This window comes from Phycicoccus sp. Soil802 (genome assembly GCF_001429605.1).
Taxonomy (GTDB): domain Bacteria; phylum Actinomycetota; class Actinomycetes; order Actinomycetales; family Dermatophilaceae; genus Pedococcus.
The window spans coordinates 555,802-578,143 of sequence record NZ_LMSS01000005.1 but is presented as its reverse complement, the minus strand read 5'-3'; the positions used below and the strand labels follow the sequence as shown (position 1 = coordinate 578,143).

At 70.8% G+C, this 22,342-nt stretch carries 20 protein-coding genes and 1 tRNA gene; 13 read left to right on the top strand and 8 right to left on the bottom strand.

Annotated elements, in window-relative coordinates:
* Nucleotides 1-270 precede the first annotated feature (270 nt).
* The 4 genes from metG (at nucleotide 271) to rsmA (ending at nucleotide 5,400) form a co-directional block, all read left to right on the top strand.
* Nucleotides 271-2,118, top strand: coding sequence for a methionine--tRNA ligase (gene metG, locus ASG91_RS13750; protein ID WP_056923159.1), 1,848 nt, complete (start codon nucleotides 271-273; stop codon nucleotides 2,116-2,118).
* Entirely contained in the window at nucleotides 2,105-2,965 is an 861-nt protein-coding gene (locus ASG91_RS13745; RefSeq protein ID WP_056923158.1) for a TatD family hydrolase, read from the top strand. The genes metG and ASG91_RS13745 overlap by 14 nt, the downstream gene beginning before the upstream one ends.
* A 321-nt stretch (nucleotides 2,966-3,286) precedes the next feature.
* A complete protein-coding gene (locus ASG91_RS13740; protein ID WP_056923157.1) occupies nucleotides 3,287-4,405 on the top strand; it encodes a resuscitation-promoting factor in 1,119 nt (372 codons plus the stop codon).
* 128 nt (nucleotides 4,406-4,533) lie between these two features.
* Nucleotides 4,534-5,400: a 16S rRNA (adenine(1518)-N(6)/adenine(1519)-N(6))-dimethyltransferase RsmA gene (gene rsmA / locus ASG91_RS13735; RefSeq protein WP_056923156.1), complete on the top strand. Its 867-nt coding sequence runs from the start codon at nucleotides 4,534-4,536 to the stop codon at nucleotides 5,398-5,400.
* 12 nt (nucleotides 5,401-5,412) lie between these two features.
* Here rsmA and ASG91_RS13730 read toward each other — a convergent pair whose 3' ends face one another.
* Nucleotides 5,413-7,935: a DUF4153 domain-containing protein gene (locus tag ASG91_RS13730; RefSeq protein ID WP_056923155.1), complete on the bottom strand. Its 2,523-nt coding sequence runs from the start codon at nucleotides 7,933-7,935 to the stop codon at nucleotides 5,413-5,415.
* On the bottom strand, nucleotides 7,932-8,636 hold the full coding sequence (locus ASG91_RS13725) for a response regulator transcription factor (protein WP_235543351.1): 705 nt from the start codon (nucleotides 8,634-8,636) through the stop codon (nucleotides 7,932-7,934). Before ASG91_RS13725 ends, ASG91_RS13730 begins: the two co-directional genes overlap by 4 nt.
* Before the next feature lie 153 nt (nucleotides 8,637-8,789).
* On the opposite strand from ASG91_RS13725, the gene ASG91_RS13720 reads away from it, so the two are divergent.
* Complete coding sequence (locus ASG91_RS13720; protein WP_056923154.1) at nucleotides 8,790-9,725, top strand: 4-(cytidine 5'-diphospho)-2-C-methyl-D-erythritol kinase; 936 nt, start codon at nucleotides 8,790-8,792, stop codon at nucleotides 9,723-9,725.
* Nucleotides 9,726-9,728: 3 nt separating this feature from the next.
* Nucleotides 9,729-11,588, top strand: a complete 1,860-nt coding sequence (locus tag ASG91_RS13715) for an ABC-F family ATP-binding cassette domain-containing protein (RefSeq protein WP_056923153.1) — start codon at nucleotides 9,729-9,731, stop codon at nucleotides 11,586-11,588.
* A gap of 26 nt (nucleotides 11,589-11,614) precedes the next feature.
* Here ASG91_RS13715 and ASG91_RS13710 read toward each other — a convergent pair whose 3' ends face one another.
* A complete protein-coding gene (locus ASG91_RS13710) occupies nucleotides 11,615-12,115 on the bottom strand; it encodes a MarR family winged helix-turn-helix transcriptional regulator (RefSeq protein ID WP_056923152.1) in 501 nt (166 codons plus the stop codon).
* Nucleotides 12,116-12,190: 75 nt separating this feature from the next.
* Here ASG91_RS13710 and ASG91_RS13705 point away from each other — a divergent pair, with 75 nt between their 5' ends.
* Entirely contained in the window at nucleotides 12,191-12,997 is an 807-nt protein-coding gene (locus ASG91_RS13705) for a methyltransferase domain-containing protein (protein ID WP_056923151.1), read from the top strand.
* A 44-nt stretch (nucleotides 12,998-13,041) separates the two neighbouring features.
* Complete coding sequence (locus tag ASG91_RS13700; RefSeq protein ID WP_056923150.1) at nucleotides 13,042-13,380, top strand: VOC family protein; 339 nt, start codon at nucleotides 13,042-13,044, stop codon at nucleotides 13,378-13,380.
* Nucleotides 13,381-13,394: 14 nt separating this feature from the next.
* On the opposite strand, the gene ASG91_RS13695 is transcribed toward ASG91_RS13700, so the two are convergent.
* Both ASG91_RS13695 and ASG91_RS13690 read right to left on the bottom strand, forming a co-directional pair.
* Nucleotides 13,395-14,048, bottom strand: a complete 654-nt coding sequence (locus ASG91_RS13695) for an O-methyltransferase (protein WP_056923277.1) — start codon at nucleotides 14,046-14,048, stop codon at nucleotides 13,395-13,397.
* A gap of 69 nt (nucleotides 14,049-14,117) precedes the next feature.
* Nucleotides 14,118-14,717 (bottom strand): TetR/AcrR family transcriptional regulator, encoded by a 600-nt coding sequence (locus ASG91_RS13690; RefSeq protein ID WP_200961326.1) that lies wholly within the window; start codon nucleotides 14,715-14,717, stop codon nucleotides 14,118-14,120.
* Between the two features lie 83 nt (nucleotides 14,718-14,800).
* Between ASG91_RS13690 and ASG91_RS13685 the strand changes: the two genes are divergently transcribed.
* A complete protein-coding gene (locus ASG91_RS13685) occupies nucleotides 14,801-15,631 on the top strand; it encodes a peptidoglycan recognition family protein (protein ID WP_157606355.1) in 831 nt (276 codons plus the stop codon).
* Nucleotides 15,632-15,648: 17 nt separating this feature from the next.
* Here the strand turns inward: ASG91_RS13685 and ASG91_RS13680 are convergent, their stop codons facing one another.
* Nucleotides 15,649-16,611 (bottom strand): fatty acid desaturase, encoded by a 963-nt coding sequence (locus tag ASG91_RS13680; protein WP_056923147.1) that lies wholly within the window; start codon nucleotides 16,609-16,611, stop codon nucleotides 15,649-15,651.
* A 189-nt stretch (nucleotides 16,612-16,800) separates the two neighbouring features.
* Between ASG91_RS13680 and ASG91_RS13675 the strand changes: the two genes are divergently transcribed.
* Nucleotides 16,801-16,882: transfer RNA gene (locus ASG91_RS13675), tRNA-Gln, on the top strand.
* Nucleotides 16,883-17,101: 219 nt separating this feature from the next.
* Here ASG91_RS13675 and ASG91_RS13670 read toward each other — a convergent pair.
* Entirely contained in the window at nucleotides 17,102-18,475 is a 1,374-nt protein-coding gene (locus ASG91_RS13670; RefSeq protein ID WP_235543354.1) for a GAF domain-containing serine/threonine-protein kinase, read from the bottom strand.
* Nucleotides 18,476-18,743: 268 nt separating this feature from the next.
* Between ASG91_RS13670 and ASG91_RS13665 the strand changes: the two genes are divergently transcribed.
* Nucleotides 18,744-19,025, top strand: a complete 282-nt coding sequence (locus tag ASG91_RS13665; RefSeq protein WP_056923145.1) for a PspC domain-containing protein — start codon at nucleotides 18,744-18,746, stop codon at nucleotides 19,023-19,025.
* A gap of 133 nt (nucleotides 19,026-19,158) precedes the next feature.
* Here the strand turns inward: ASG91_RS13665 and ASG91_RS13660 are convergent, their stop codons facing one another.
* Nucleotides 19,159-19,611, bottom strand: a complete 453-nt coding sequence (locus ASG91_RS13660; RefSeq protein ID WP_056923144.1) for a hypothetical protein — start codon at nucleotides 19,609-19,611, stop codon at nucleotides 19,159-19,161.
* A 299-nt stretch (nucleotides 19,612-19,910) separates the two neighbouring features.
* Between ASG91_RS13660 and glmU the strand changes: the two genes are divergently transcribed.
* Both glmU and ASG91_RS13650 read left to right on the top strand, forming a co-directional pair.
* Nucleotides 19,911-21,365, top strand: a complete 1,455-nt coding sequence (glmU, locus tag ASG91_RS13655; protein ID WP_056923276.1) for a bifunctional UDP-N-acetylglucosamine diphosphorylase/glucosamine-1-phosphate N-acetyltransferase GlmU — start codon at nucleotides 19,911-19,913, stop codon at nucleotides 21,363-21,365.
* Nucleotides 21,362-22,342: a ribose-phosphate diphosphokinase gene (locus ASG91_RS13650; RefSeq protein WP_056923143.1), complete on the top strand. Its 981-nt coding sequence runs from the start codon at nucleotides 21,362-21,364 to the stop codon at nucleotides 22,340-22,342. Before glmU ends, ASG91_RS13650 begins: the two co-directional genes overlap by 4 nt.

Here is a 22,342-nt window from a genome sequence, read left to right as displayed (position 1 = left end):
CTCACGCCCGGCGCCCACCTGGTTCGGGACACGGCCCATCGACTTGTTGCGCTGCGGTGGTCACGGGACGGCGATCTGGGCCACCGGTGAGCATCTGCAGGCAACAAGTGCGGGAGGGATGGGACTTGTTGCGCTGCGGTGGTCACGGGACGGCGATCTGGCCCTCCGATGAGGACCTGTGAGCAACAAGTGCGGAAGGGCGCGGGCGGCAGCAGGGCGGGTCTCGACAGCGGCCGAAATGCGTTTGGCGGCCACCCCTAGGATTCAGGTGTGTCCAAAGTCCTGTCTGCTGTCGCCTGGCCGTACGCCAACGGTCCCCGGCACCTCGGCCACGTGGCCGGGTTCGCCGTGCCCTCCGACGTCTTCAGCAGGTACATGCGGATGGCCGGCCACGACGTCCTCATGGTCAGCGGCTCCGACGAGCACGGCACCCCGATCCTCGTCCTCGCGGACAAGGAGGGTGTGACACCGCAGCAGCTGGTCGACACCAACCACGCGATCATCGCCGCCGAGCTGGCCGACCTCGGCTGCTCCTACGACCTCTACACGCGCACCACGACCACCAACCACTACTCGGTCGCGCAGGAGCTGTTCACCCAGGTCTGGAAGAACGGCTACATGGTCGAGCAGACCACGAGTGGTGCGATCTCCCCGTCGACCGGGCGGACCCTGCCCGACCGCTACATCGAGGGCACCTGCCCGATCTGCTCCTACCCCGAGGCGCGCGGCGACCAGTGCGACAACTGCGGCAACCAGCTCGAGCCCACGGACCTGATCAACCCGCGGTCGAAGATCAACGGCGAGGTGCCGGAGTTCATCGAGACGCAGCACTTCTTCCTCGACCTCCCCGCGCTGGCCGACGCCCTGCGCGAGTGGCTGGCGGGTCGCGAAGAGAGCGGCACCTGGCGACCGAACGTCATCAAGTTCAGCCTGAACATCCTCGACGACATCCGCCCGCGCGCGATGACCCGCGACATCGACTGGGGCATCCCCGTGCCCCTCGACGGGTGGCGCGACAACCCCGCCAAGAAGCTCTACGTCTGGTTCGACGCCGTGATCGGCTACCTGTCCGCATCGGTCGAGTGGGCCCGTCGCCAGGGCGACGCCGAGCGCTGGCGCGAGTGGTGGAACGACCCCGAGGCGCTGTCCTACTACTTCATGGGCAAGGACAACATCACCTTCCACTCCCAGATCTGGCCGGCCGAGCTCCTCGGGTATGCCGGTCGCGGCAGTCGTGGGGGCGAGCCCGGTGAGTTCGGGGTGCTCAACCTGCCGACCGAGGTCGTGTCGAGCGAGTACCTCACCATGGAGGGCAAGCAGTTCTCCACGTCCCGGGGCTACGTCATCTACATCCGCGACGTGCTGGAGCGCTACGGCCCGGATGCGATCCGCTACTACATCTGCGCCGCCGGACCCGAGAACCAGGACGCCAACTTCACCTGGGCCGAGTTCGTCCAGCGCAACAACTCCGAGCTCGTCGCCGGCTGGGGCAACCTGGTCAACCGCACGGCCGCGATGGTCGCGAAGAGCTTCGGTGAGATCCCGCAGCCCGGGCCCCTGGAGCCGGTCGACGAGGCGGTCCGCGCCAAGGTGCTGGCCGCGTTCGACGTCGTCGGCGACCTGCTGGCCAAGCAGCGGATCAAGTCCGCGGTCGCCGAGGCGATGCGCACCGTCGGTGAGGTGAACAAGTACGTCACCGACACCGAGCCGTTCAAGCTCAAGGGTGACGACCAGCGCGAACGGCTGGCCACGGTGCTGCACACGCTCACCCAGTGCGTGGCCGACCTCAACCGCATCCTGGCGCCGTTCCTGCCGCACTCGTCCAACGCCGTGCACGCGGCGTTCGGCGGTGGCGAAGACGCCTTCATGCCGATGCCGGTGCTGCAGGACGTCTCGGGGCTGGACGACGGGGACGTCGACCGCAGCTACCCGATCATCACCGGGGAGTACTCGCAGACCCCCCGCTGGGAGTCCCAACCCGTGGTCATCGGGGCGACTGTGGTGAAGCCCACACCGATCTTCACCAAGCTCGACGAGGCCGTCGTCGAGGAGGAGCTCGCCCGGCTCCGCGACGATGCCCCGGGTGAGGGCGACACCCCTGGTGATGGCGAAGGCTGACCCGGGGAAGGGGGGTCACCACCGGGTGCCCGATGCTCCCGACCCCCTGCCGATCCCGGTCGTGGACAACCACACGCACCTCGACATCGCCCGGGACGGCGAAGGGGCGCCCGACGTGGCGGCCGCGATCGCGGCCGCCAAGGCGGTCGGCGTGGACCGGCTGGTGCAGATCGGCTGCGACCTGCCGGGAGCACGGTTCACCGTCGAGATGGTCGACCGGCACCCCGCGATGCTGGGCGGCATCGCCCTGCACCCCAACGAGGCTCCGAAGCTCGCCGAGGCTGGGACCCTCGACGCGGCATACGCGGAGATCGAGGAGCTGGCCACGCACCCGAGAGTGCGGGTCATCGGCGAGACCGGCCTGGACTACTACCGCACCGGACCGGATGGCGTTGGGGTGCAACAGGACTCGTTCCGGTGGCACATCGACCTCGCCAAGCGCACCGGCAAGGCGCTGCAGATCCACGACCGGGACTCCCACGACGACGTGCTGCGCATCCTCGAGGAGGAGGGGGCGCCTGAGCGGACCGTCATGCACTGCTTCTCCGGCGACGTCTCGATGGCGCGCACCTGCGCCGACCGTGGGTACTACCTGTCGTTCGCCGGCACGGTGACCTTCAAGAACGCCCGCGGACTGCGTGACGCGCTGTCGGTGACGCCGCTCGACCGGGTCATGGTCGAGACGGACGCGCCGTACCTGACGCCCGCGCCCTGGCGCGGCGCGACCAACGCGCCGTACCTCGTGCCGCTCACGGTCCGGGCGATGGCGGGGGTCATGGGCGTCGCGGTGCCGACCCTCTGCCAGGCCGTGAGCGACAACGCGGAGGCCGTCTACGGCCCCTGGTGAGACCCCCGCGGACGACCCGCGGTGCCCTGCGGACGACCTGCGGACGACCCGCGGAGGGCCCCGCTCACGACCCTGCGAATCACATCGATGTGGCTTGGCGAAACCCGGACTCTTCCGTTACCAAAATTTGACCTTTGCCGAAAAGGTGGTCATGGTGGATGACTGTTGGCCGGGGTCAGACCCTCCCGGTGACGCGACCAGGGGTTGTTCAACCGCCACGACGGCGGACCAGAGCGGCCCCTCTGCCTTTGTCCCAGGTACCACCGGGACACGGGCCGCGACACCGCACTGATGCCCGGGGAGTACGAACTCTGGAGCATTGTGATCACCCGTCCCGTTCGACGCATCGCCCAAGCCGCGGTCGTCACCAGCCTCGTCGCTGGCGCCGTCGGCGTCTCGCACCTTGACAAGTCCGTCACCCTCTCGGTGGACGGCAAGGCCTCGACAGTCCACGCCTTCGGCAGCACTGTCGGTGACATCCTCAAGAAGCAGGACATCTCGATTCGTGAGCACGACGTGGTCGTCCCGGCACCCGGCACCCAGGTGGCCGATGGCCAGAAGATCGTGGTCCGCTACGGACGCAAGCTGACCGTCACCATCGACGGACGCACGCGCGACTACTGGACCACCGCCACCACCGTCTCGGCCGCGCTGCAGGAGCTCGGCATCCGCGCCGACTCCGCCAAGCTGTCGGCCTCCCGTTCCATGCCGCTCGGCCGCCAGGGCCTGGTCCTCTCCGTGACCACGCCCAAGCAGGTCGTCGTCCGGGTCGACGGCAAGAACCGCACCGCGACCACCACCGGCGCGACCGTCGCTGACGTGCTGTCCGAGCTGAAGATCACCAAGGACGCCGACGACCGGGTCAAGCCCGGTGCGACGACCGCGGTCACGCCCGGCCTGAAGATCGCCGTCCTGCGGGTGACCTCCACGCGGATCAAGGAGACCAAGGCCATCGCGCCGCCGGTCACCAAGCGCTCGGACTCGAGCCTCTACAAGGACCAGACCAAGACCATCAAGGCCGGCTCCGCTGGCGCCAAGGTCGTCACCTACAAGGTGACCAAGGTCGACGGCAAGGTCGAGAGCAAGAAGATCATCTCGGCCACCGTGACGCAGCAGCCAGTCGGCCGGATCGTCGCCGTGGGCACGAAGTCCCGTCCGACCCGCGACGCGGGCGACACCTCCGGCGCCGGCATCAACCTGTCCAACGCCGCCATGTGGGACCGGATCGCCCAGTGCGAGTCCGGCGGCAACTGGTCGATCAACACCGGCAACGGCTACTACGGCGGCCTGCAGTTCAGCATCAGCTCGTGGCTGGCCAACGGCGGGGACGACTTCGCGTCGCGCCCCGACCTGGCCTCGCGGGCGGAGCAGATCACCGTCGCCAACCGCTACTACGCCAAGGCCGGTCTCGGCCCGTGGGGTTGCGCGCACGCTGCCTGACCCGCAGACACCTCCGGGGCTTCACCCCTGAAAGGTCCGCCTCACCCGAGAACGTTTGTCGGGTGAGGCGGACCTTTGTCCCATGACCCGATAAAGGTGGGGCGCGGGTGTCCCCTAGAGTCGGCGCCATGGTCGAGCAGAGCGGGTTCCTCGGAGCCGCCCAGATCCGGGAGATCGCCGCCGACCTGGGTCTGCGCCCGACCAAGCAGTGGGGCCAGAACTTCGTCGTCGACGCCAACACGGTGAAGCGGATCGTGCGCCTGGCCGGGGTGACCGCCGACGACTCCGTGGTCGAGGTGGGCCCTGGCCTGGGGTCGCTCACCCTCGCGCTGCTGCCTGAGGTCGGCCACGTCACCGCGGTGGAGGTGGACCCGAACCTCGCGCAGGCCCTGCCGGGCACCGTGCGCCGGCTCGCACCGGCATACGCGGACCGCCTGACACTCGTGCACGCAGACGCGATGCAAGTGCGCGAGCTGCCCGACCCACAGCCCACCGCCCTCGTCGCGAACCTGCCCTACAACGTCTCCGTGCCCGTCGTGTTGAACTTCCTCGAGGCGTTCCCCACCCTCGAACGCGTGCTCGTGATGGTGCAGCTAGAGGTCGCCGAGCGACTCGCGGCCAAGCCCGGCTCGAAGGCCTACGGGGTGCCGAGCGTCAAAGCCGCCTGGTATGCCGCGGTGCGGCTCGCGGGGACCGTGCCCCGCAGCGTCTTCTGGCCGGTGCCGAACGTCGAGTCCGGCCTGGTGCTGCTCGAACGACGCGCCGCTCCCATCACCACGGCGAGCCGGCGCGACACCTTCACCTGCATCGACGCCGCGTTCGCGCAGCGGCGCAAGACCCTGCGCGCCGCCCTGGCGGGGTGGGCGGGGTCGGCGCCCCGGGCCGAGGAGTGCCTGCGGGCGGCCGGGATCGACCCCCGGACGCGCGGCGAGCAGCTGGGGATCGAGGAGTTCGCCGCCATCGCGACCGCCCGGGCCGCACTCACCCCCGCCTAGGTCCGCCCACGGTCAGCGGGTCGGGTGGCAGACGTCGCCTGCGGGCTCGCTGGTGGCGATCGGCCGCTCGGCCAGCAGGCCACGGGCCCGAGCCCGGCCGAGGTTCCACTCCAGCCAGTCGTCGCCGGACGGCCTGGACAGCTCGCCCGTCCCGGTGACGCAGGCGAACGGCTCCTGGGGCAGCTTCCAGATCGCCGGGTAGGCGTCCGTCGACAGGTTGGCCAGGTAGACGTAGTCGGTCCCGATCGTCGAGTCGGGCCGGGCCAGGTTCTGCTCCGCGATGTAGAGGTCGGGGTTGAAGACGGCGAGCCCCAACAGGCCGACCGCCCCGAGCCGCACCGCCATCGGCACCAGCCAGCCGCGTGCCTTCACGACGCCGGCCGCCATCACCAGCAGCACCACCACACCGATCCAGCCCTCGAAGACCGACACGAGCAGCCGGAGCCGGGTGAAGCCGTAGGCCTCTTCGTAGAGGTGCATCCGGTGCAGGGCCGAGACCACCACCACGATGGTCATGGCGCAGAGCAAGCCGAGGGCCAGGTCACGGGTGCGGCCCGGCGTGGCCTTGCGGGCGGCCCACGCGACCACCGTCACGGTGAGGATCGTCGCGACGGTGAGCTGGCCGAACCCCTCGTGCACGTAGTCGGCGTAGGTGAGCCCGGTCGTGCGCTGCAGGTAGGCGTGGCCGCCGAACAGGGCCGTGGCCTGGGCGACGAGGAACAGCAGGAACACCGCGTTGACGACCGTCACCGGCGCCAGCCACTCGAACTGCCGGCGGCTGGGTCGCAGGGGCAGCTGCAGTCGGTCGACGGTCGGCGGAGCCATGCTGACGTATGCCGCGGCGAGCGTCCCAGCCGCGATGAACAGGGCCAGGACCACGCGGGCCGGCAGGTCGTTCCAGGTGATGTCGGGGGTGACGCTGTCGACCCAGGAGGCGAACAGCGCGTCAGCGGAGGCGAAGAGCGCACCGAAGACGAGCAGCAGCACCACCGAGACGAGGGCGGTCCGGGCGGCCGGGAGCCACGCCGCGACGCTGGTGCGGGGCTTGAGGGTGCGTCCGAGCCACGGCAGGCCGCGCAGGCTCGCGAGCGGGACGGCCGCGGCGGTCGCCAGCAGCCCCACCACACTGCGGGCCCGGGTCGAGTTCACGGCGACGAGCGCGAGGCCGGCGAGCAGGCAGAGGATGGTGATCCACTCCGCGTCCCGCAGCACCAAGGTGGCCAGCAGCATCGCCACGATCGCGGCATCCAGGCCGTCGCGCCAGGACCAGCGCGGCTGTGCTCCGACGGCGGTGCGGGCCGCGAAGACGGTCCCGACGACCGCGGCGAACACCAGGGCCGTGCCGAGTCCCTCACTGCGGTCGGGGATGACGATGGCGGCGGCGGCGCCGGTGACCAGCGCTGCGGTGACGATCGCGGGACGGCGGCGCGGTGCGTCCGGCCACCACGACGCGAGCGAGTCGCGCGGCGGTGTCGGCGGGCTCTCCGGGAGCGGGGCGGGTGGGGTGAGGGTGCTCATGACGGGCTCCTTCGTGGTGGTCGGACGGTCCGCATCCGTCGGAAGCAGGACGTTGATGCGGCAGCCCCGGTCGCTGTCGGCGACGGCGATGCTGCCGCCGTGCAGCTGGGCGACCCACCGCGAGATGGCCAGACCGAGGCCGGTGCCGCTGTTGTGGGCAGCGCTGGTGGTGAAGCGCTCGAAGACGGCTCGGCGGTCCGAGGCCGCGATGCCGGGCCCCTCGTCGGCGACGGCGACCAGCACGTCCCCTCCGGCAGCCTCGGCGCTGACCTGGACCAGGCCGCCCGACGGGCTGTGCCGCGAGGCGTTGTCGATGAGGTTCGCGAGCAGCTGGTGCAGCCGGTCGGGGTCGGCGGGCACGGTCAGGGTCTCGGGCTCGACCGTCACGGCGTAGCGCAGCCCGTCGACCCGAGCCTGCGCGACCGCCTCGGTCAGGAAGTCCGCCAGGCGGATCTCCTTGACCCGCAACGGTGTCACGCCTTCCTCGACGCGCGAGAGGTCCAGCAGGTCGTTGACCAGCCGGCCGAGGCGCTCGGTCTGGGCGAGGGCGAGGCGGAGCTCCTCGGGTCCCGGCTCGGAAACCCCGTCGACGAGGTTCTCGAGCACCGCCTGGAGGGCGGAGATCGGCGTCCGCAGCTCGTGCGAGACGTTGGCCACGAGGTCGCGACGCTGGCGGTCGACGAGCTCGAGCGTGGCGGCCATCCGGTTGAACGCCCTGGCCAGCTCACCGACCTCGTCGCGGGAGGTGGCGTGCACCCGCTGTGAGTAGTCGCCGGTCGCCATCCGCTGGGCGGCATTCGTCATCTCACGCAGCGGCGACGTCATGCCGCGGGCCAGGAGCTGGGTGACGCCGAGTGCGGCGAGGACCGCGACCGGCACGGTCGCCCACGGCGACAGCCCCGCTCGGGTGCCCACGACGGCCAGGACCGACGCGACCGTGACGGTCACGGCGACGAGCAGGCCGAGCTTGACCTTGATCGACCGGATGCTGTCGAGCGGGCGCACGTCGTACCTCACCGCCCCACCTCCAACGCGTAACCGACACCGTGCACGGTGCGCAGGAGGTCGGCGCCGAGCTTGCGGCGCAACGACTTCACGTGGCTGTCGACCGTGCGGGTGCCGGAGGCGTCGGCCCAGCCCCACACCTCTGCGAGCAGCGCCTCGCGGGTCAGCACGGTACCGGGCCGGGCGGCCAGGCACGCGAGCAGGTCGAACTCGGTGGGGGTCAGGTGCACCTCGTCGTCGCGCGACCAGACCCGCCGTTGCGCGCCGTCGATCCGCAGCCCGTTGACGTCGACCGTGGGCGGGACCGTGCCGGCGCCCCCTCCGGCACCGGCGGCGGCCGCGCGCTCGACCCGTCGCAGCAGGGCCCGGATCCGGGCCACCAGCTCACGCATGGAGAACGGCTTGGTCATGTAGTCGTCGGCGCCGATCCCCAACCCCACGAGCAGGTCGGTCTCGTCGTCCCGCGCGGTGAGCATCAGCACGGGCACCGGACGCTCGGCCTGGAGCCGGCGGCACACCTCGTGGCCGTCGAGGCCGGGGAGCATCACGTCGAGCACCACGACCTCGGGATCCCAGGCCGCGGCGCGGTCGAGGGCGACCAGCCCGTCGTGCACCTGCTCGACGTCGAAGCCCTCGGCGACGAGCCGGGCAGCGATCGCCTCGGCGATGGTGGGTTCGTCCTCGACGACCAGGACGCGGGGCTTGGTGCTCACATTCTCGAGAGTAGGAGAGTGACCGCGCAGGGGAGGCGCAGATGGTGTGAAGGTTCTGTGCAGATGTCCCGATCCGCGCTGCGTCGCGGGCCCCCGCCGGAGCGCGGACCAGCCGATCCGCGCGGTGACCCGCACCCCGTTAGGGTGGCGGCCATGACCTCTGCAGCCCTGCCGCCGTCGTCGGTGACGGTGCGCGTCCCTGCGAAGGTCAACCTCGAGCTCCTCGTCGGCGCACCGCGGGACGACGGCTACCACCCGCTCTCGACGATCTTCCACGCCGTCAACCTCTTCGACGAGGTGACGGTGATGAGCGCGCCGGAGTGGGGGATCGCCGTGTCGGGCCCGCAGTCCCTCGGCGTGCCGGTCGACGGCACCAACCTCGCGGCGCGGGCGGCGCAGCGGCTGGCGGAGGTTGGCGGCGTCGACGAACCCGTGCACATCACCATCCGCAAGGACATCCCCGTCGCGGGCGGGATGGCCGGGGGTTCCGCCGACGCCGCCGCCACCCTGGTCGCCTGCGACCACCTCTGGGGCACCGGCCTGAGCCGGCCCGAGCTCGAGGAGATCGCCGCGAGCCTCGGGAGTGACGTCCCTTTCCTGCTCGGCGGCGGCACCGCCATGGGGTCGGGGCGTGGTGAGGTCCTCGCGCCGGTGCTCGCGCGGGGCAGCTACCACTGGGTGTTCGCCCTCAGCGAGGGCGGGCTCTCCACGCCCGCCGTGTATGCCGAGTGCGACCGGCTGCGTGGCGACCGTCCCGTCCCGGAGCCCTCACCGAGCCCGGAGATGATGACGGCCCTGCGCTCCGGCGATGCCCGCGCCCTGGGTGCGGCCCTCACCAACGACTTGCAGGCGGCGGCGATCTCCCTGATGCCCGCGCTGGGTGACGTGCTCGAGGCGGGGCTGGAGTTCGGTGCCCTGGGTGGCATCGTGTCCGGGTCCGGCCCGACCATCGCCTTCGTCGCGGAGTCCAACGAGGCGGCCCTCGACCTGGCCGTGTCCCTCACCGCCTCCGGCGCAGTGCAGGACGTACGCCGCGCAACGGGTCCGGCCCATGGCGCCCACGTGATCAGCGCCCCGCGGCCGGGCTGACCGATGGCGAACCTCATCAGTGTCGAGCGCGCGTCCCTGGCCCTCGGCACCGCCCAGGTGCTCGACGAGGTCTCCCTCGGCGTGCTCGGTGGCGACCGCATCGGCGTCGTCGGCCGCAACGGCGGTGGCAAGACCACGCTCCTGCGGGTGCTCGCGGGCCAGCGCGGCGTCGACACCGGCCGGGTCACCCGGGCCGGGGTCTCGAGCGTCGGCGTGCTCGCCCAGGAGGACATCCTCGACCCGGAGCACACCGTGCGCGAGGCCGTCCTCGGTGACCTCGCCGAACACGTCTGGGCCGGTGACCCCCGCATCCGCGACGTCCTGACGGGTCTGCTGGGTGGGATCGAGGCCGAGTCGGTCGGCGGTTTCGACGCGCTCGTGGGGCCGCTGTCGGGCGGGGAGCGCAGGCGCCTCGGGCTGGCCCGGTTGCTTGTCCAGGACCCGACGGTGCTGTTCCTCGACGAGCCGACCAACCACCTCGACGTCGAGGGGGTGGCCTGGCTGGCCGAGCACCTCGTGCGGCACCGCGCGCGGCCTGACAACGCCGTCGTGGCGATCACCCACGACCGCTGGTTCCTCGACGCCATCGCCACCGCCACCTGGGAGGTCGTCGACGGCAAGGTCAACGCCTTCGAAGGCGGCTACGCGGCATACGTGCTCGCCAAGGCCGAGCGCGAGCGGATGGCCGCGGTCACCGCCGAGCGGCGCGACAACCTGCTCCGCAAGGAGCTCGCCTGGCTGCGCCGAGGTCCGCCGGCGCGTACCTCGAAGCCGAAGTTCCGCATCGACGCGGCCAACGCCCTCATCGCCGACGAGCCACCCGCGCGCGACGACGTCGAGCTGACGCGCTTCGCCACGACCCGCCTCGGCAAGGACGTGGTCGACCTCATGGACGCCTCCGTGACCCTCGGCGACCGGCTGCTGCTCGACCGGATCACCTGGCACCTCGCGCCGGGGGAGCGGGTCGGCATCGTCGGCGTCAACGGTGCGGGCAAGTCCACGCTGTTGCGGGCCATCGCCGGATCGGTCCCGTTGTCGTCCGGCAAGCGCAAGCAGGGCGTGACGGTGCGGCTCGCCTACCTCACGCAGGAGGTGCGGGAGCTGGAGCGGTATGCCGACTGGCGCGTCATCGAGGCGATCGAGGACGTCCGCAAGTACATCCGTCTGGGCAAGAAGGAGATCAGCGCGTCGCAGCTCGCGCAGCGGCTCGGCTTCACCGGGGGTCGCCAGCAGACGCGGGTGTCGGACCTGTCCGGTGGCGAACGGCGCCGGCTCCAGCTGACCCGTCTCCTGATGGACGAGCCCAACGTGCTGCTCCTCGACGAGCCCACCAACGACCTCGACATCGAGACCCTGACGTCGCTGGAGGACGTCCTCGACGGCTGGGCGGGCACGCTGCTCGTCGTCTCGCACGACCGCTACCTGCTGGAGCGAGCCTGCGACAAGCAGGTCGCCCTGATGGGTGACGGCAAGATCCGCGAGCTGCCCGGTGGGGTCGAGCAGTACCTCGAGCTGCGCCACGCCCAGCCCGCCCCGACGCTCTCGCCGCGCACGTCGGCGTCGTCGTCATCCGCCTCCGGCGACGCGTCGTCGGGGAGTGGGCCTGCGCCCACGCCAGTGGCTGCGCCAGCCACCCCGACGCACAGCCCCGCTGAGCTGCGCGAGGCCCGCAAGGACATGGCGCGGGTCGAGAAGCAGCTGGCCCGGCTGGCCCAGCGCGAGGAACGCATCCACGCCGAGATGGCCGAGTCGGCCACCGACCACGCGAAGGTGCTGACCCTCAACGGCCAGCTGCGCGAGATCGTCGACGAACGCGAGGGGCTCGAGCTCGAGTGGCTCGCGGCCGCCGAGATCGTCGGCTGAGGACCCAGGCCCCAGCTCCGGGCGGATCAGGTCTCGAAGGGGGAAAGCAGCCGCCGCAGCATCGCGGCGAGCTCGTCGCGGTCGTCGGTGGACAGCTCCGCGAGGAGGTCGCGCTCGCGGTCGAGCAGGTCGGCCATCGCGTCGTCGACGGTGCGCTGACCCGTGGGCGTGAGCCGCACGATGACGCCGCGCCGGTCGGACGGGTCGGGGCTGCGGCTCACCAGACCACGTCGCTCGAGGCGGTCGACCCGGTTGGTCATCGTCCCGCTGGTGACCAGGGTCTGGCGGATGAGCTGTCCCGGCGAGAGCTGGTAGGGAGCGCCGGCCCGGCGCAGCGCCGAGAGCACGTCGAACTCCCAGCCCTCGAGCTGGTGGCTGGCGAACGCCTGCACGCGGTCGAGGTCGAGCCTGCGGGCCAGGCGCGAGACGCGGGACAGCACCTGGAGCGGTGCGACGTCGAGGTCGGGCCGCTCGCGGTGCCACGCCTGGACGATGCGGTCGACGTCGTCGGGCGGGGGAGTCGACATGGTGACAACTCTACCCTCCATCAAGTATCTTGATGTCAAGATAACTACCAAGTGGGTCGTCGAGAGGTCACCGTCATGAGCACCACCTGGGATCCCCAGCAGTACGCGAAGTTCTCCGACCACCGGTCCCGTCCGTTCGGCGACCTGATGGCACGGGTGGGCGCGACCGCGCCGCGCCTGGTCGTCGACCTCGGCTGTGGCAACGGCCCCCTGACGCTGTCGCTCGCGGAGCGCTGGCCGGACGCCCGGGTCGTCGGGGTCGACCACTCGCACCAGATGCTCGACGCGGCGCGGTCGCTCGACACGGAGACTCGTGTCGAGTGGGTGGAATCCGATGTGGCGCAATGGGATCCGGCCACGCTCGGTGCCGCCCCCGATGTCATCGTCACCAACGCGACCCTGCAGTGGGTGCCCGGCCACCTCGACCTCCTCACGCAGTGGGCAGCCGCCCTGGCCCCGGGCGGATGGCTCGCGATGCAGGTGCCGGGCAACCTCGACGCACCGTCGCACGCCCTGATGCGTGCGGTAGCGAGCGACCACCCCGACGCGGACCTCCTCCGTCCCGCGCTGGACCGTCTGCAGGTCGAGCAGCCGTCGGTCTACGTCGAGCTGCTCGGGAGTGTCGGCCTCGACGTCGACGGCTGGGAGACGACCTACCAACACGTCCTCGACCCCGAGGCGCGCCAGGCGAACCCGGTCCTCGAGTGGGTCCGCGGGACCGGACTGCGGCCCGTGCTGGACGCCCTGACCGACCAGACCCGGCGCGACGCCTTCCTGGCGGACTACGACGCGAGGCTGCGCGCGGCATACCCGAGGACGCCGATCGGCGTGATCTTCCCGTTCCGCCGCATCTTCCTCGTCGCCCACCGCCTCGGCGACTGACAAAACAGGTCGCTCGCCCGCGCGATGAGTTCTACCGTCTGACCATGCCCTCCTTCGTGAAGTCGGTGACCTTCGACTGCTCGAGCGCGCTGCTGCTCGCGGGGTTCTGGGCCGCAGCGCTCGGGTCCAACGTCGACGAGGACAGCACTGACGAGCGGGCCTGGGTGGAGCCGGCGGGATGGGGCGGACCGAACCTGTGGTTCCAGCGGGTCCCGGAAGGCAAGACCGCGAAGAACCGGCAGCACTTCGACCTCCGCGCCATGGGATCGGTCCAGGACGAGGTCGAGCGCCTGGTCGGCCTGGGTGCGTCGGTCCTCCGCGCTGGCGACGACCTCGTGGTGATGGCCGACCCCGAGGGCAACGAGTTCTGCGTCGAGTCCTGACGGCCCGCGCGAGCTCAGAGCTTGCGGGCGATGGTCAGTCCGTCGAAGGCGGTCAGCACGACCACCTCGACCCGCTCGTCCGCCGCGACCAGGTCGTTGAACGCCCGCAGCGCCTCGAGGTTCTCACCCGACTTCTCGTCGTCGGCGATCTCGCCACTCCACAACACGTTGTCGGCCAGGAGCAGTCCGCCCGGCCGCACCCGCGGGACCAGCTCGGACCAGTAGTCGGCGTACCCGCCCTTGTCGGCGTCGATGAACACGAGGTCGATCGCGGGTGCGGTCGGCAGCGACCGCAGGGTGTCCAGCGCCGGGGCGATGCGCAGGTCGATGCGATCGGCGACTCCGGCCGCCTGCCAGGCCTCGACGCCGATCGAGGTCCACTCCTCGCTGATGTCGCAGCACACGAGGGTGCCACCGTCGGCCAGCCCGCGGGCGATGCAGAGGCTCGAGTAGCCGGTGAAGGTGCCGACCTCGACCGCGGTGCGGGCGCCGACCAGGTGCGTGAGCATGGTCAGGAGCTGGCCCTGGTCGTCGCCGATCTGCATGCCGGCCGGGCCGCCGAGCGCGCGGGTGCGTTCCTGCAGCTCACGCACCACGGGGTCGGGCCGCCACGAGCTGTGCGCTGCGGAGTAGTCGCGAACCGCGTCGGTGACCAGGAACGAGCGCATGCCGTCAGGGTAGTCCGCGCCGGCGGCGGTCACTCCGCGACGGCGGCGGTCAGTCCGCGCTGACGGCGGTCAGTCCGCGCTGATGAGGCCGGGCTTCTTCTCGAGGCCGGCGAGGCCGTTCCAGGCCAGGTTGACCAGGTGGGCCGCTACGTCGGCCTTCTTCATCTTGCGCGAGTCCAGCCACCACTGGCCGGTCAGCGCCACCATCCCGACGAGCATCTGCGCGTAGAGCGGAGCGGTCTTCGGGTCGAGCCGGCGACGCTTGAACTCCGCCGCGAGGATGTGCTCGACCTGGCTCGCGACGTCGGAGATGAGGCTCGCGAACGACCCGGTCGACTGCCCGGCCGGGCTGTCGCGCACGAGGATCCGGAAGCCGTCGGTGTTGCTCTCGATGTAGTCGAGCAGGGCGCCCGCGGCCCGTTCGAGGGTCTCCCGGCTGTTGAGCTCGGCGCTGAGGGCGCCGGTGATCCCCCCGAGCAGCGCAGCGATCTCCCGGTCGACGACGACGGCATAGAGGCCTTCCTTGCCACCGAAGTGCTCGTAGACGACCGGCTTCGAGACACTCGCCTTGGCCGCGATCTCCTCGACCGTCGTGCCCTCGAAACCCTTGTCCGCGAACAGTTTCCGACCGACCTCGATGAGCTGCTCGCGCCGTTGCTTGCCCGTCATGCGAGAGCGGGAGCTCGGGGTCGGGGACTTCTCGCGGGCGTCGGTCACGCGGTCCATCATGCCTCCTGCGTAGCGTGGTGGTCGTGAAGGGCGGAGCCGGGTATGCCGGGGGAGCACGACGGGTGGCGATGGCGACTGCCGTCGTGGTCGCCTTGCTGGTGCTCGGGGTGGCCCTCGACCAGGGGCTGCTCGGGCGGGCCGGGTCCGCGACGCGCGGCTGGGTGTCCGGCGTCCGCGCTGGCGCGCCGTCGTCAGCGGCACCCACGGGCGCGGGCGCCTCGCCCGTGAGTCCGGCACCGAGCGCGACGACGACTGCGCCAGCCCTCGACGTCCCGGCCGCGCCTCGCATCGTGGCCGACCACCTGACGTTCGGTGCGCCGCGCAAGGCCGAGACCGCGGCATACGCAGCACGTCACTACGGGACGCGCACCTCGCGGCTGCGGCCCACGATGATCGTGCTGCACTACAGCGAGAGTGACACCTACTCCTCCGTGCGGTCGCTGTTCGAGGCGGACCTGCCCAACCGGGGCGAGGAGCCGGGGACCTGCGCGCACTTCGTCGTCGACCAGGACGGCACGATCCACGAGCTGGTGCCGCCGACCCTGGTCTGCCGCCACACCGTGGGGCTCAACCACGTCGCGATCGGCATCGAGTTCGTCCAGTCGTCGCGCGGGCACGACCCTCGCTGGGCCACCCAGCAGGTGCTGGCCCGCCGGGCGCAGGCGGCCGCCGGGGTCGCCCTCGTCGAGCACCTGCAGCGCCGGTTCGCGATCTCCGACGACAAGGTGATCGGTCACGCGATGGCCAACCAGGCCAACGAGTTTCGCGATCTCGAGGGCTGGCGCAACGACCACGTCGACTGGCAGGCGCCGGAGGTCGGGGCGTTCCGTCGCCTGCTGACGCAGGCTCCCTGAGGGCGCCCCAGGCTGCCTCAGGCAGCGGCGACCCGGCGGGCGTGGATCCGCTTGGCCACCGGCCAGCGCACATCGGTCGCCCAGCCGAGCTTCTCGAACGCCCAGATGACCCGAGCCGTCGAGTCGATCTGGCCCTTCTCGACGCCGTGCCGGGCGCAGGTCGGGTCGGCGTGGTGCAGGTTGTGCCACGACTCGCCCATCGACAGGAAGGCCAGCCACCAGACGTTGCCCGACCTGTCGCGGCTCTTGAACGGCCGCTCGCCGATGGTGTGGCAGATCGAGTTGATCGACCAGGTCACGTGGTGCAGCAGCGAGACGCGCACGAGCGAGGCCCAGAAGAAGGCGGTCAGGGCGCCCTGCCAGCTCATCGACCAGAGTCCACCGACGACCGCGGGGAGCAGCATCGAGCCGGCGACGATGAGCGGGAAGGCGCGGTCGACCTTCTGCAGGTCGGGGTCGGCGACGAGGTCGGGGGCGTACTTGCTCCTGGGCGTCTGCTCGATGTCGAACAGCCACCCGGTGTGCGCCCACCAGAGCCCCTTGGCGAGCGCCGGGATGGTCTCGCCGTAGCGCCACGGGCTGTGCGGGTCGCCGTCGCGGTCGGAGAAGGCGTGGTGGCGACGGTGGTCGGCCACCCAGCGCACGACCGGTCCCTGGATGGCCATCGAGCCGGCGACGGCCAGCGCGATCTTGAGGCCGCGGTTGGCCTTGAACGACCCGTGCGTGAAGTGGCGGTGGTAGCCGACGGTGATGCCGTGGCCGGCGATCGCGTACATCACGACGAAGATGACGACGTCGTGCCAGCCCAGGCCCCACCCCCAGGCCACCGGGACGGCCGCGAGCAGGGCGAGGAACGGGATGCCGATGAAGAGCGCCAGGGCGACCTGCTCACCGCCGCGCTTCAGCTCCGGTTCGACGGTCTGGGTCGCAGGGGGCGGTGTCGCGGGAGCGGACTGTGCGGAGGGGGTCGCGGTGGTCATCGCCGGGGAACCTTCCTTCGTGGTCGCCTGGAGGCATCGTCAACTTACGAAACCGTAACCTACGGATTCGTAGGTTGTCATCGTGACCGCGCGCCCGGTTGTCGGGCGCCTCAGGTCACCGGCCGACTGCGGCGGTGCCGAGGTATGCCGCGTGCTTGGCTACCCTTGGCGGGTCCCCGTTGGGGGCATTCCCCGGTTGGTCTGCTGGCAAGGCCCGCCTGACTTTGAATCAGGATTAGCGACGTAGGTTCGATTCCTACCCGGGGAGCCAGGTCACCCCTGGTTCGATGTGAACCCGCCGGAGATCCCCGGCGCGTTCACATCGAACCGTCGAGGAGCGTCGACCTCACCTGAGCAGGCTGCCCATCCAGGATGATCTGCCCATCCGGGTTGATCCTTTCCGGCGGATCGTTCTTCACCTTGCACATCTTGTGCGACGGACGTCGTGGTTTCGGACCCCGCCGTGGCAGGTGGCGATGCGCCAACGTGGTCAGGCGGACTGCAGGTTCTGCAGTCGTTGCTCGAGGTCGTGCATGACGATGGCGGCGAGGTCCTCGAGCGTCAGGACCTCTGCAGCCGACAGCGTCCGTGGGGCGCGGTCGATGATGCACAGCGTGCCCAGGTTGTACCCGTCGCGGGTCCGCAGCGGGATGCCGGCATAGAACTGCAGCCCGAGCTCCCCTGCCACCAGGGGGTTGGACAGCGTCCGTGGGTCGAGGCGAGCGTCCTCGATGATCCACGGTTCGGGTTGCCGGACAGCCGAGGCGCACAGTCCCGGTTCCCTGTCGATCTGGTTGACGTCCAGGCCATGGTGCGACTTGAACCAGATGCGGTCCTCGTCCACGACGCTGACGATGGCGATGGGCACGGAGAAGAGTCGGGCAGCCAGCGCCGTGATCCGGTCGAAGGCCCCGTCCTCGGGCGTGTCGAGGATCTGGAAGCGTCGAACGGCCTCCATCCTCGCCACCTCGTCGGTGAGCGAGGCCGGTCGAGTGTCCGCGAGCCGACCGTACTCGGCGATGGCGAGCTCACCGAGGGCCAGGGCTGCATCGCGCGCGGACGGCCGCGCGTCCGGGTCGGTCGCCGTCATCGCCCTCAGCAGCCAGGTCCACTGTGCGTCGAGGTCGACCGGGATCTCGGGACGCTGGAGCAGCCGGGCGAGGGCGCTGGGCAGCGGGTCCCCCGGGAAGGCCCGTACACCGGTGAGGCACTCGAGCAACACCAGGCCGAGGGAGTAGACGTCGCTGGGTGGCCCGAGGGGCTCGCCCTTGGCCTGTTCGGGACTGACGTACGCGGCAGTCCCGACGAAGGCGCCGTTGCCGTCGGTGAGGGGAGACTCGACCAGGACAGCGATACCGAAGTCCGTGAGCTTCGCGCGGAGCCGGGTAGCGGTCTTGCCGTAGTCGAAGACCATGACGTTGGCCGGCTTCACGTCGCGGTGGATGACGCCGTGGTCGTGGACGTAGGCGAGGGCCTTGGCCATGTCGCGACCGAGCTGCGCGACGTCGACGGCCGGCAGGGGTCCGCGGGCCAGCCGGTCGCGGAGGTCGGGCCCGTCGACGAGCTCCATGACGAGGTAGATCCGCGGATGCTGCGGGTCCGACAGGTCCGAGCCGGCGTCGAAGAGGGTGACGAGGCAGTGGTGGTTGAGGCGGGCGAGGAGCTTCACCTCGTCCTCGTCGCGGCGCAGGTCCGCCGCGTCGAGCAGCTTCGGCTCGATGAGCTTGACCGCGACGTCCCGGCCCAGGAACTCGTCCCTCGCCCGGAAGACGGTCCCCACCGAGCCTCGCCCGATCTCGTCCATGAGGCGGTACCGCCCCCCGAGCAGGGCGCCTCTGGATCCGGTGACTGACACTTCCGACACGTGCTTCCGCTCTCTCTCAAAATTAGGGACAAGATACGTCATGGTCGGCGCCTTCGTCGCACGGTCCCAAACCAAGGGTGACCTGCAGGTTTGTGCCCTTCCGCCGAGCTGGCCCGACCCTGAGTGCGCACCGAGTCCACCCTGAGCCGCCGGTCGGACAAACCGGGGTCGGGTCAGGGCCGCACCCGATGGCTGGGCCGCCCGCCTGCGAGCACTCTTGAGGTGTCAGGGAGAGCCCCTGGCGCCAACCGAAGGAAGTGCTCCACCCATGAACGACATCCACTCGAGCTTCGCCCAGCAGGGCCTGGTCCGACCGCGTGACGAGCGCGTCCTCGGTGGCGTTGCATCCGGCCTCGGTCGCCGGTTCGGCATCGCGCCGTGGCCCGCGCGGATCCTGTTCGTGCTGCTGCTGATGGTGATCCCCGGCAGCCAGATCCTCATCTACCCGGTCCTCTGGATCCTCATGCCGTCCGAGAGTGTGGCCACCGCCCAGGCGGCCCGGCCCGCCGGCCCCACCTACCCGGGCCAGGCGCCGACCGTCGCCTCCTGACCCACACACCAGCCGCGTCCCGGGTCCCCCGGGGACGCGGAAGGGCCCGACCTCCTGACCTCGACGTGGACGAGGTGGTGGTCGGGCCCTTCGTTCTGGGGGTGCTGACCTGCCGGACGGGCAGGTGGTCGGGTCAGCTCGTCGGCTGTGAGGACGAGCTCGAGCTCGAGGAGCTCGACGTCGTGGACGTGCTGGGTCCGCAGATGTAGTTGGAGAGGTTGAACTGGCCGGTCCAGGTGTTGGGGACGTAGGCGGTGGCGTCCTTCACCGTCGTGCCGGTGAAGTAGGCGTTGTAGTGGGCGACCGGGCCGCTCTGCTTCCACTTGTCCACGGTCTGCGAGCTGCCGTCGTTGAGCTGGACCTCGATCGAGGCGGGGCCCGAGGCGATCTGGTTGATGACGAAGTGGGCGCCGATGATGCCATCGGGGCAGTCACCTGCGTGGTCGGCGATGCTGGCCTGCTTGACATGGACGAGCATGGTGTCGGCGGCCTGCGCCGGGCCCATGCTGATGGCGATCGCCGCCGCGGCGACCATCGCGGCGCCCGCAGCCGGCAAGGCCCACCGGTTGATGGTGAGTGTCCTCATGATTCCCCTTCCAACGCTCCCTGAGACGGAACTCCAGTCTCACGAGCGGGAGTGCGGACCGGATCGCGTCGAAGGGCGACCGGTGGCTCCACCCTCGGTATGAGCCGGAGTGCGTGTCGTGGTGATTTGTCACGACGCGGGGTGGTTGACCGTTGGACGAGCGGGGTCCGACCGGCGGGTAGCATGACGCCCGTCCCGTCGCACCCGACCAGATCGCTGGAGCCTCGCGCGTGAACAGCCCCACCGGATCGCACCGCCTCGCCGCAGTCATCGTCCTCGCCGCCGGTGAGGGCACCCGGATGAAGTCCTCGACCCCCAAGGTCCTGCACCGGATCGGGGGCCGGACCCTCGTCGGGCACGCGATCGCCGCAGCACGCGCGGTCAACCCCGAGCACCTCGCGGTGGTGGTCCGCCACGAGCGCGACCTGGTGGCGGCACACGTCGCCGAGGTCGACCCCGGTGCCGTGATCGCGGACCAGGACGACGTCAAGGGCACCGGCCGGGCCACGGAGTGCGCCCTCGCCGCGCTGCCCGCCGGGCTCGAGGGCACCGTCCTCGTGACCTACGGTGACGTGCCGCTGCTGGCCGGCGACACCCTCCAGTCCCTGGTCGAGGAGCATGTCGCGACCCAGAGCGCGGTCACGGTCATCACCGCCCACCTCGACGACCCGACCGGCTACGGACGGATCCTGCGCGGCGCCGACGACGGCGTCGAGGGGATCGTCGAGCAGAAGGACGCGACCGACGAGCAACGCGCCATCACCGAGATCAACTCCGGGATCTACGCGTTCGACGCGGCCGTCCTCGTCGAGGCGCTCGGCCAGGTGGGGACGGACAACGTCCAGGGCGAGAAGTACCTCACTGACGTCCTCGCCATCGCACGCAAGGCCGGCGGCCGGGTCAGTGCCCACCTGATCGGCGACCTCTGGCAGACCGAGGGCGTCAACGACCGGGTCCAGCTCGCCCGACTCGGCAAGGAGCTCAACCGTCGCACCACCGAACGCTGGATGCGCGAGGGCGTGACGATCATCGACCCCGCCACGACCTGGATCGACAGCGACGTCACCATCGGTCGCGACGCGACGATCCTCCCCGGCACGCAGCTGCTGGGTGCGACCACGATCGGGGCGCGCGCCACCATCGGCCCCGACACCACGCTCACCGACACCGAGGTCGGGGAGGCCGCCGAGGTCAAGCGGACCGAGGCCCTCCTGGCCGTCATCGGCGAGGGGGCCACCGTCGGCCCGTTCTCCTACCTGCGACCGGGCACCGAGCTCGGGCCGAAGGGCAAGATCGGCGGGTTCGTCGAGACGAAGAACGCCAAGATCGGCGCCGGGGCCAAGGTCCCGCACCTCACGTATGCCGGTGACGCCACGATCGGGGAAGGCGCCAACATCGGGGCGGGCACCATCTTCGCCAACTACGACGGGGTGGCGAAGCACCACACCACCGTGGGCCGGCACAGCTTCGTCGGCTCCGACACCGTCCTCATCGCGCCCGTGACCATCGCCGACGGCGCCTACGTCGGCGCCGGGTCCGCGCTCACCGGTGACGTCGACCCCGGGCAGATCGCGGTGGCCCGGGGCCGCCAGCGCAACATCGACGGCTGGGTCGCCCGGGCCCGGGCCGGCACGAAGACCGCCGAGGCGGCAGCCGCCGCGCTCGCGAACGACGCCGAACCCCAGGGCGACGACGCCGCCGAGGCGAGCCCGCGGCATACCGAAGACTCCAGCGAAGGGCAGGCCCAGGCGTGACCGGCATCACCAAGACCACCGAGAAGAACCTGATGGTCTTCACCGGGCGAGCCAACCCCGAGCTCGCCGAAGAGGTGGCGAGCATGCTCGGCACCGGGCTGGTCCCGACCAGTGCCTACGACTTCGCCAACGGCGAGATCTACGTGCGCTACGAGGAGTCGGTGCGCGGGTCCGACGCGTTCGTCATCCAGAGCCACACGACGCCCATCAACGAGGCGATCATGGAGCAGCTCATCATGATCGACGCGCTCAAGCGGGCCAGCGCCAAGCGGATCACGGTCGTGCTGCCCTTCTACGGCTATGCCCGGCAGGACAAGAAGCACCGCGGTCGGGAGCCGATCTCGGCCCGGCTGATGGCCGACCTGTTCAAGACGGCCGGCGCGAACCGGCTGATGGCGGTGGACCTGCACACGGCCCAGATCCAGGGCTTCTTCGACGGCCCGGTCGACCACCTCATGGCGCTGCCGATCCTCGCGGACCACGTCGCCGAGAAGTACGGACACGAGAAGCTCGCGGTCGTCTCGCCCGACGCCGGCCGGATCAAGGTCGCCGAGCAGTGGTCGCAGCGGCTCGGGGGAGCGCCGCTGGCCTTCATCCACAAGACCCGTGACATCAACCGCCCCAACGAGACCGTCGCCAACCGCGTCGTCGGTGAGGTCAAGGGCCGCGTCTGTGTCCTGGTCGACGACATGATCGACACCGGCGGCACCATCACCAAGGCCGCCGACGCCCTGATGGCCGACGGCGCCGCTGGCGTGGTCATCGCCGCGACCCACGCGATCCTCTCCGGCCCGGCGATCGACCGGCTCAAGAACTGCAGCGCCTCCGAGGTCATCGTCACCAACACGCTGCCGATCGACGAGGCCCACGAGTTCGACAAGCTGACCGTGCTCTCGATCGCGCCGCTGATCAGCCGGGCGATCCAGGAGGTCTTCGAGGACGGCTCGGTGACCAGCCTGTTCGACGGCCACGCCTGA

What these genes read in the sequence shown, in the direction of transcription:
- ASG91_RS13695 (WP_056923277.1), bottom strand. Translation starts at nt 14,048, where the DNA reads ATGCGCTCGTTCCTGGTCACCGACGCGGTTCGCGACTACTCCGCAGCG.
- ASG91_RS13660 (WP_056923144.1), bottom strand. Translation starts at nt 19,611, where the DNA reads ATGAGGACACTCACCATCAACCGGTGGGCCTTGCCGGCTGCGGGCGCC.
- ASG91_RS13690 (WP_200961326.1), bottom strand. Translation starts at nt 14,717, where the DNA reads ATGACGGGCAAGCAACGGCGCGAGCAGCTCATCGAGGTCGGTCGGAAA.
- ASG91_RS13745 (WP_056923158.1), top strand. Translation starts at nt 2,105, where the DNA reads ATGGCGAAGGCTGACCCGGGGAAGGGGGGTCACCACCGGGTGCCCGAT.
- ASG91_RS13720 (WP_056923154.1), top strand. Translation starts at nt 8,790, where the DNA reads ATGACCTCTGCAGCCCTGCCGCCGTCGTCGGTGACGGTGCGCGTCCCT.
- ASG91_RS13715 (WP_056923153.1), top strand. Translation starts at nt 9,729, where the DNA reads ATGGCGAACCTCATCAGTGTCGAGCGCGCGTCCCTGGCCCTCGGCACC.
- ASG91_RS13665 (WP_056923145.1), top strand. Translation starts at nt 18,744, where the DNA reads ATGAACGACATCCACTCGAGCTTCGCCCAGCAGGGCCTGGTCCGACCG.
- ASG91_RS13710 (WP_056923152.1), bottom strand. Translation starts at nt 12,115, where the DNA reads ATGTCGACTCCCCCGCCCGACGACGTCGACCGCATCGTCCAGGCGTGG.
- ASG91_RS13700 (WP_056923150.1), top strand. Translation starts at nt 13,042, where the DNA reads ATGCCCTCCTTCGTGAAGTCGGTGACCTTCGACTGCTCGAGCGCGCTG.
- ASG91_RS13680 (WP_056923147.1), bottom strand. Translation starts at nt 16,611, where the DNA reads ATGACCACCGCGACCCCCTCCGCACAGTCCGCTCCCGCGACACCGCCC.
- ASG91_RS13705 (WP_056923151.1), top strand. Translation starts at nt 12,191, where the DNA reads ATGAGCACCACCTGGGATCCCCAGCAGTACGCGAAGTTCTCCGACCAC.
- glmU (WP_056923276.1), top strand. Translation starts at nt 19,911, where the DNA reads ATGAAGTCCTCGACCCCCAAGGTCCTGCACCGGATCGGGGGCCGGACC.
- rsmA (WP_056923156.1), top strand. Translation starts at nt 4,534, where the DNA reads ATGGTCGAGCAGAGCGGGTTCCTCGGAGCCGCCCAGATCCGGGAGATC.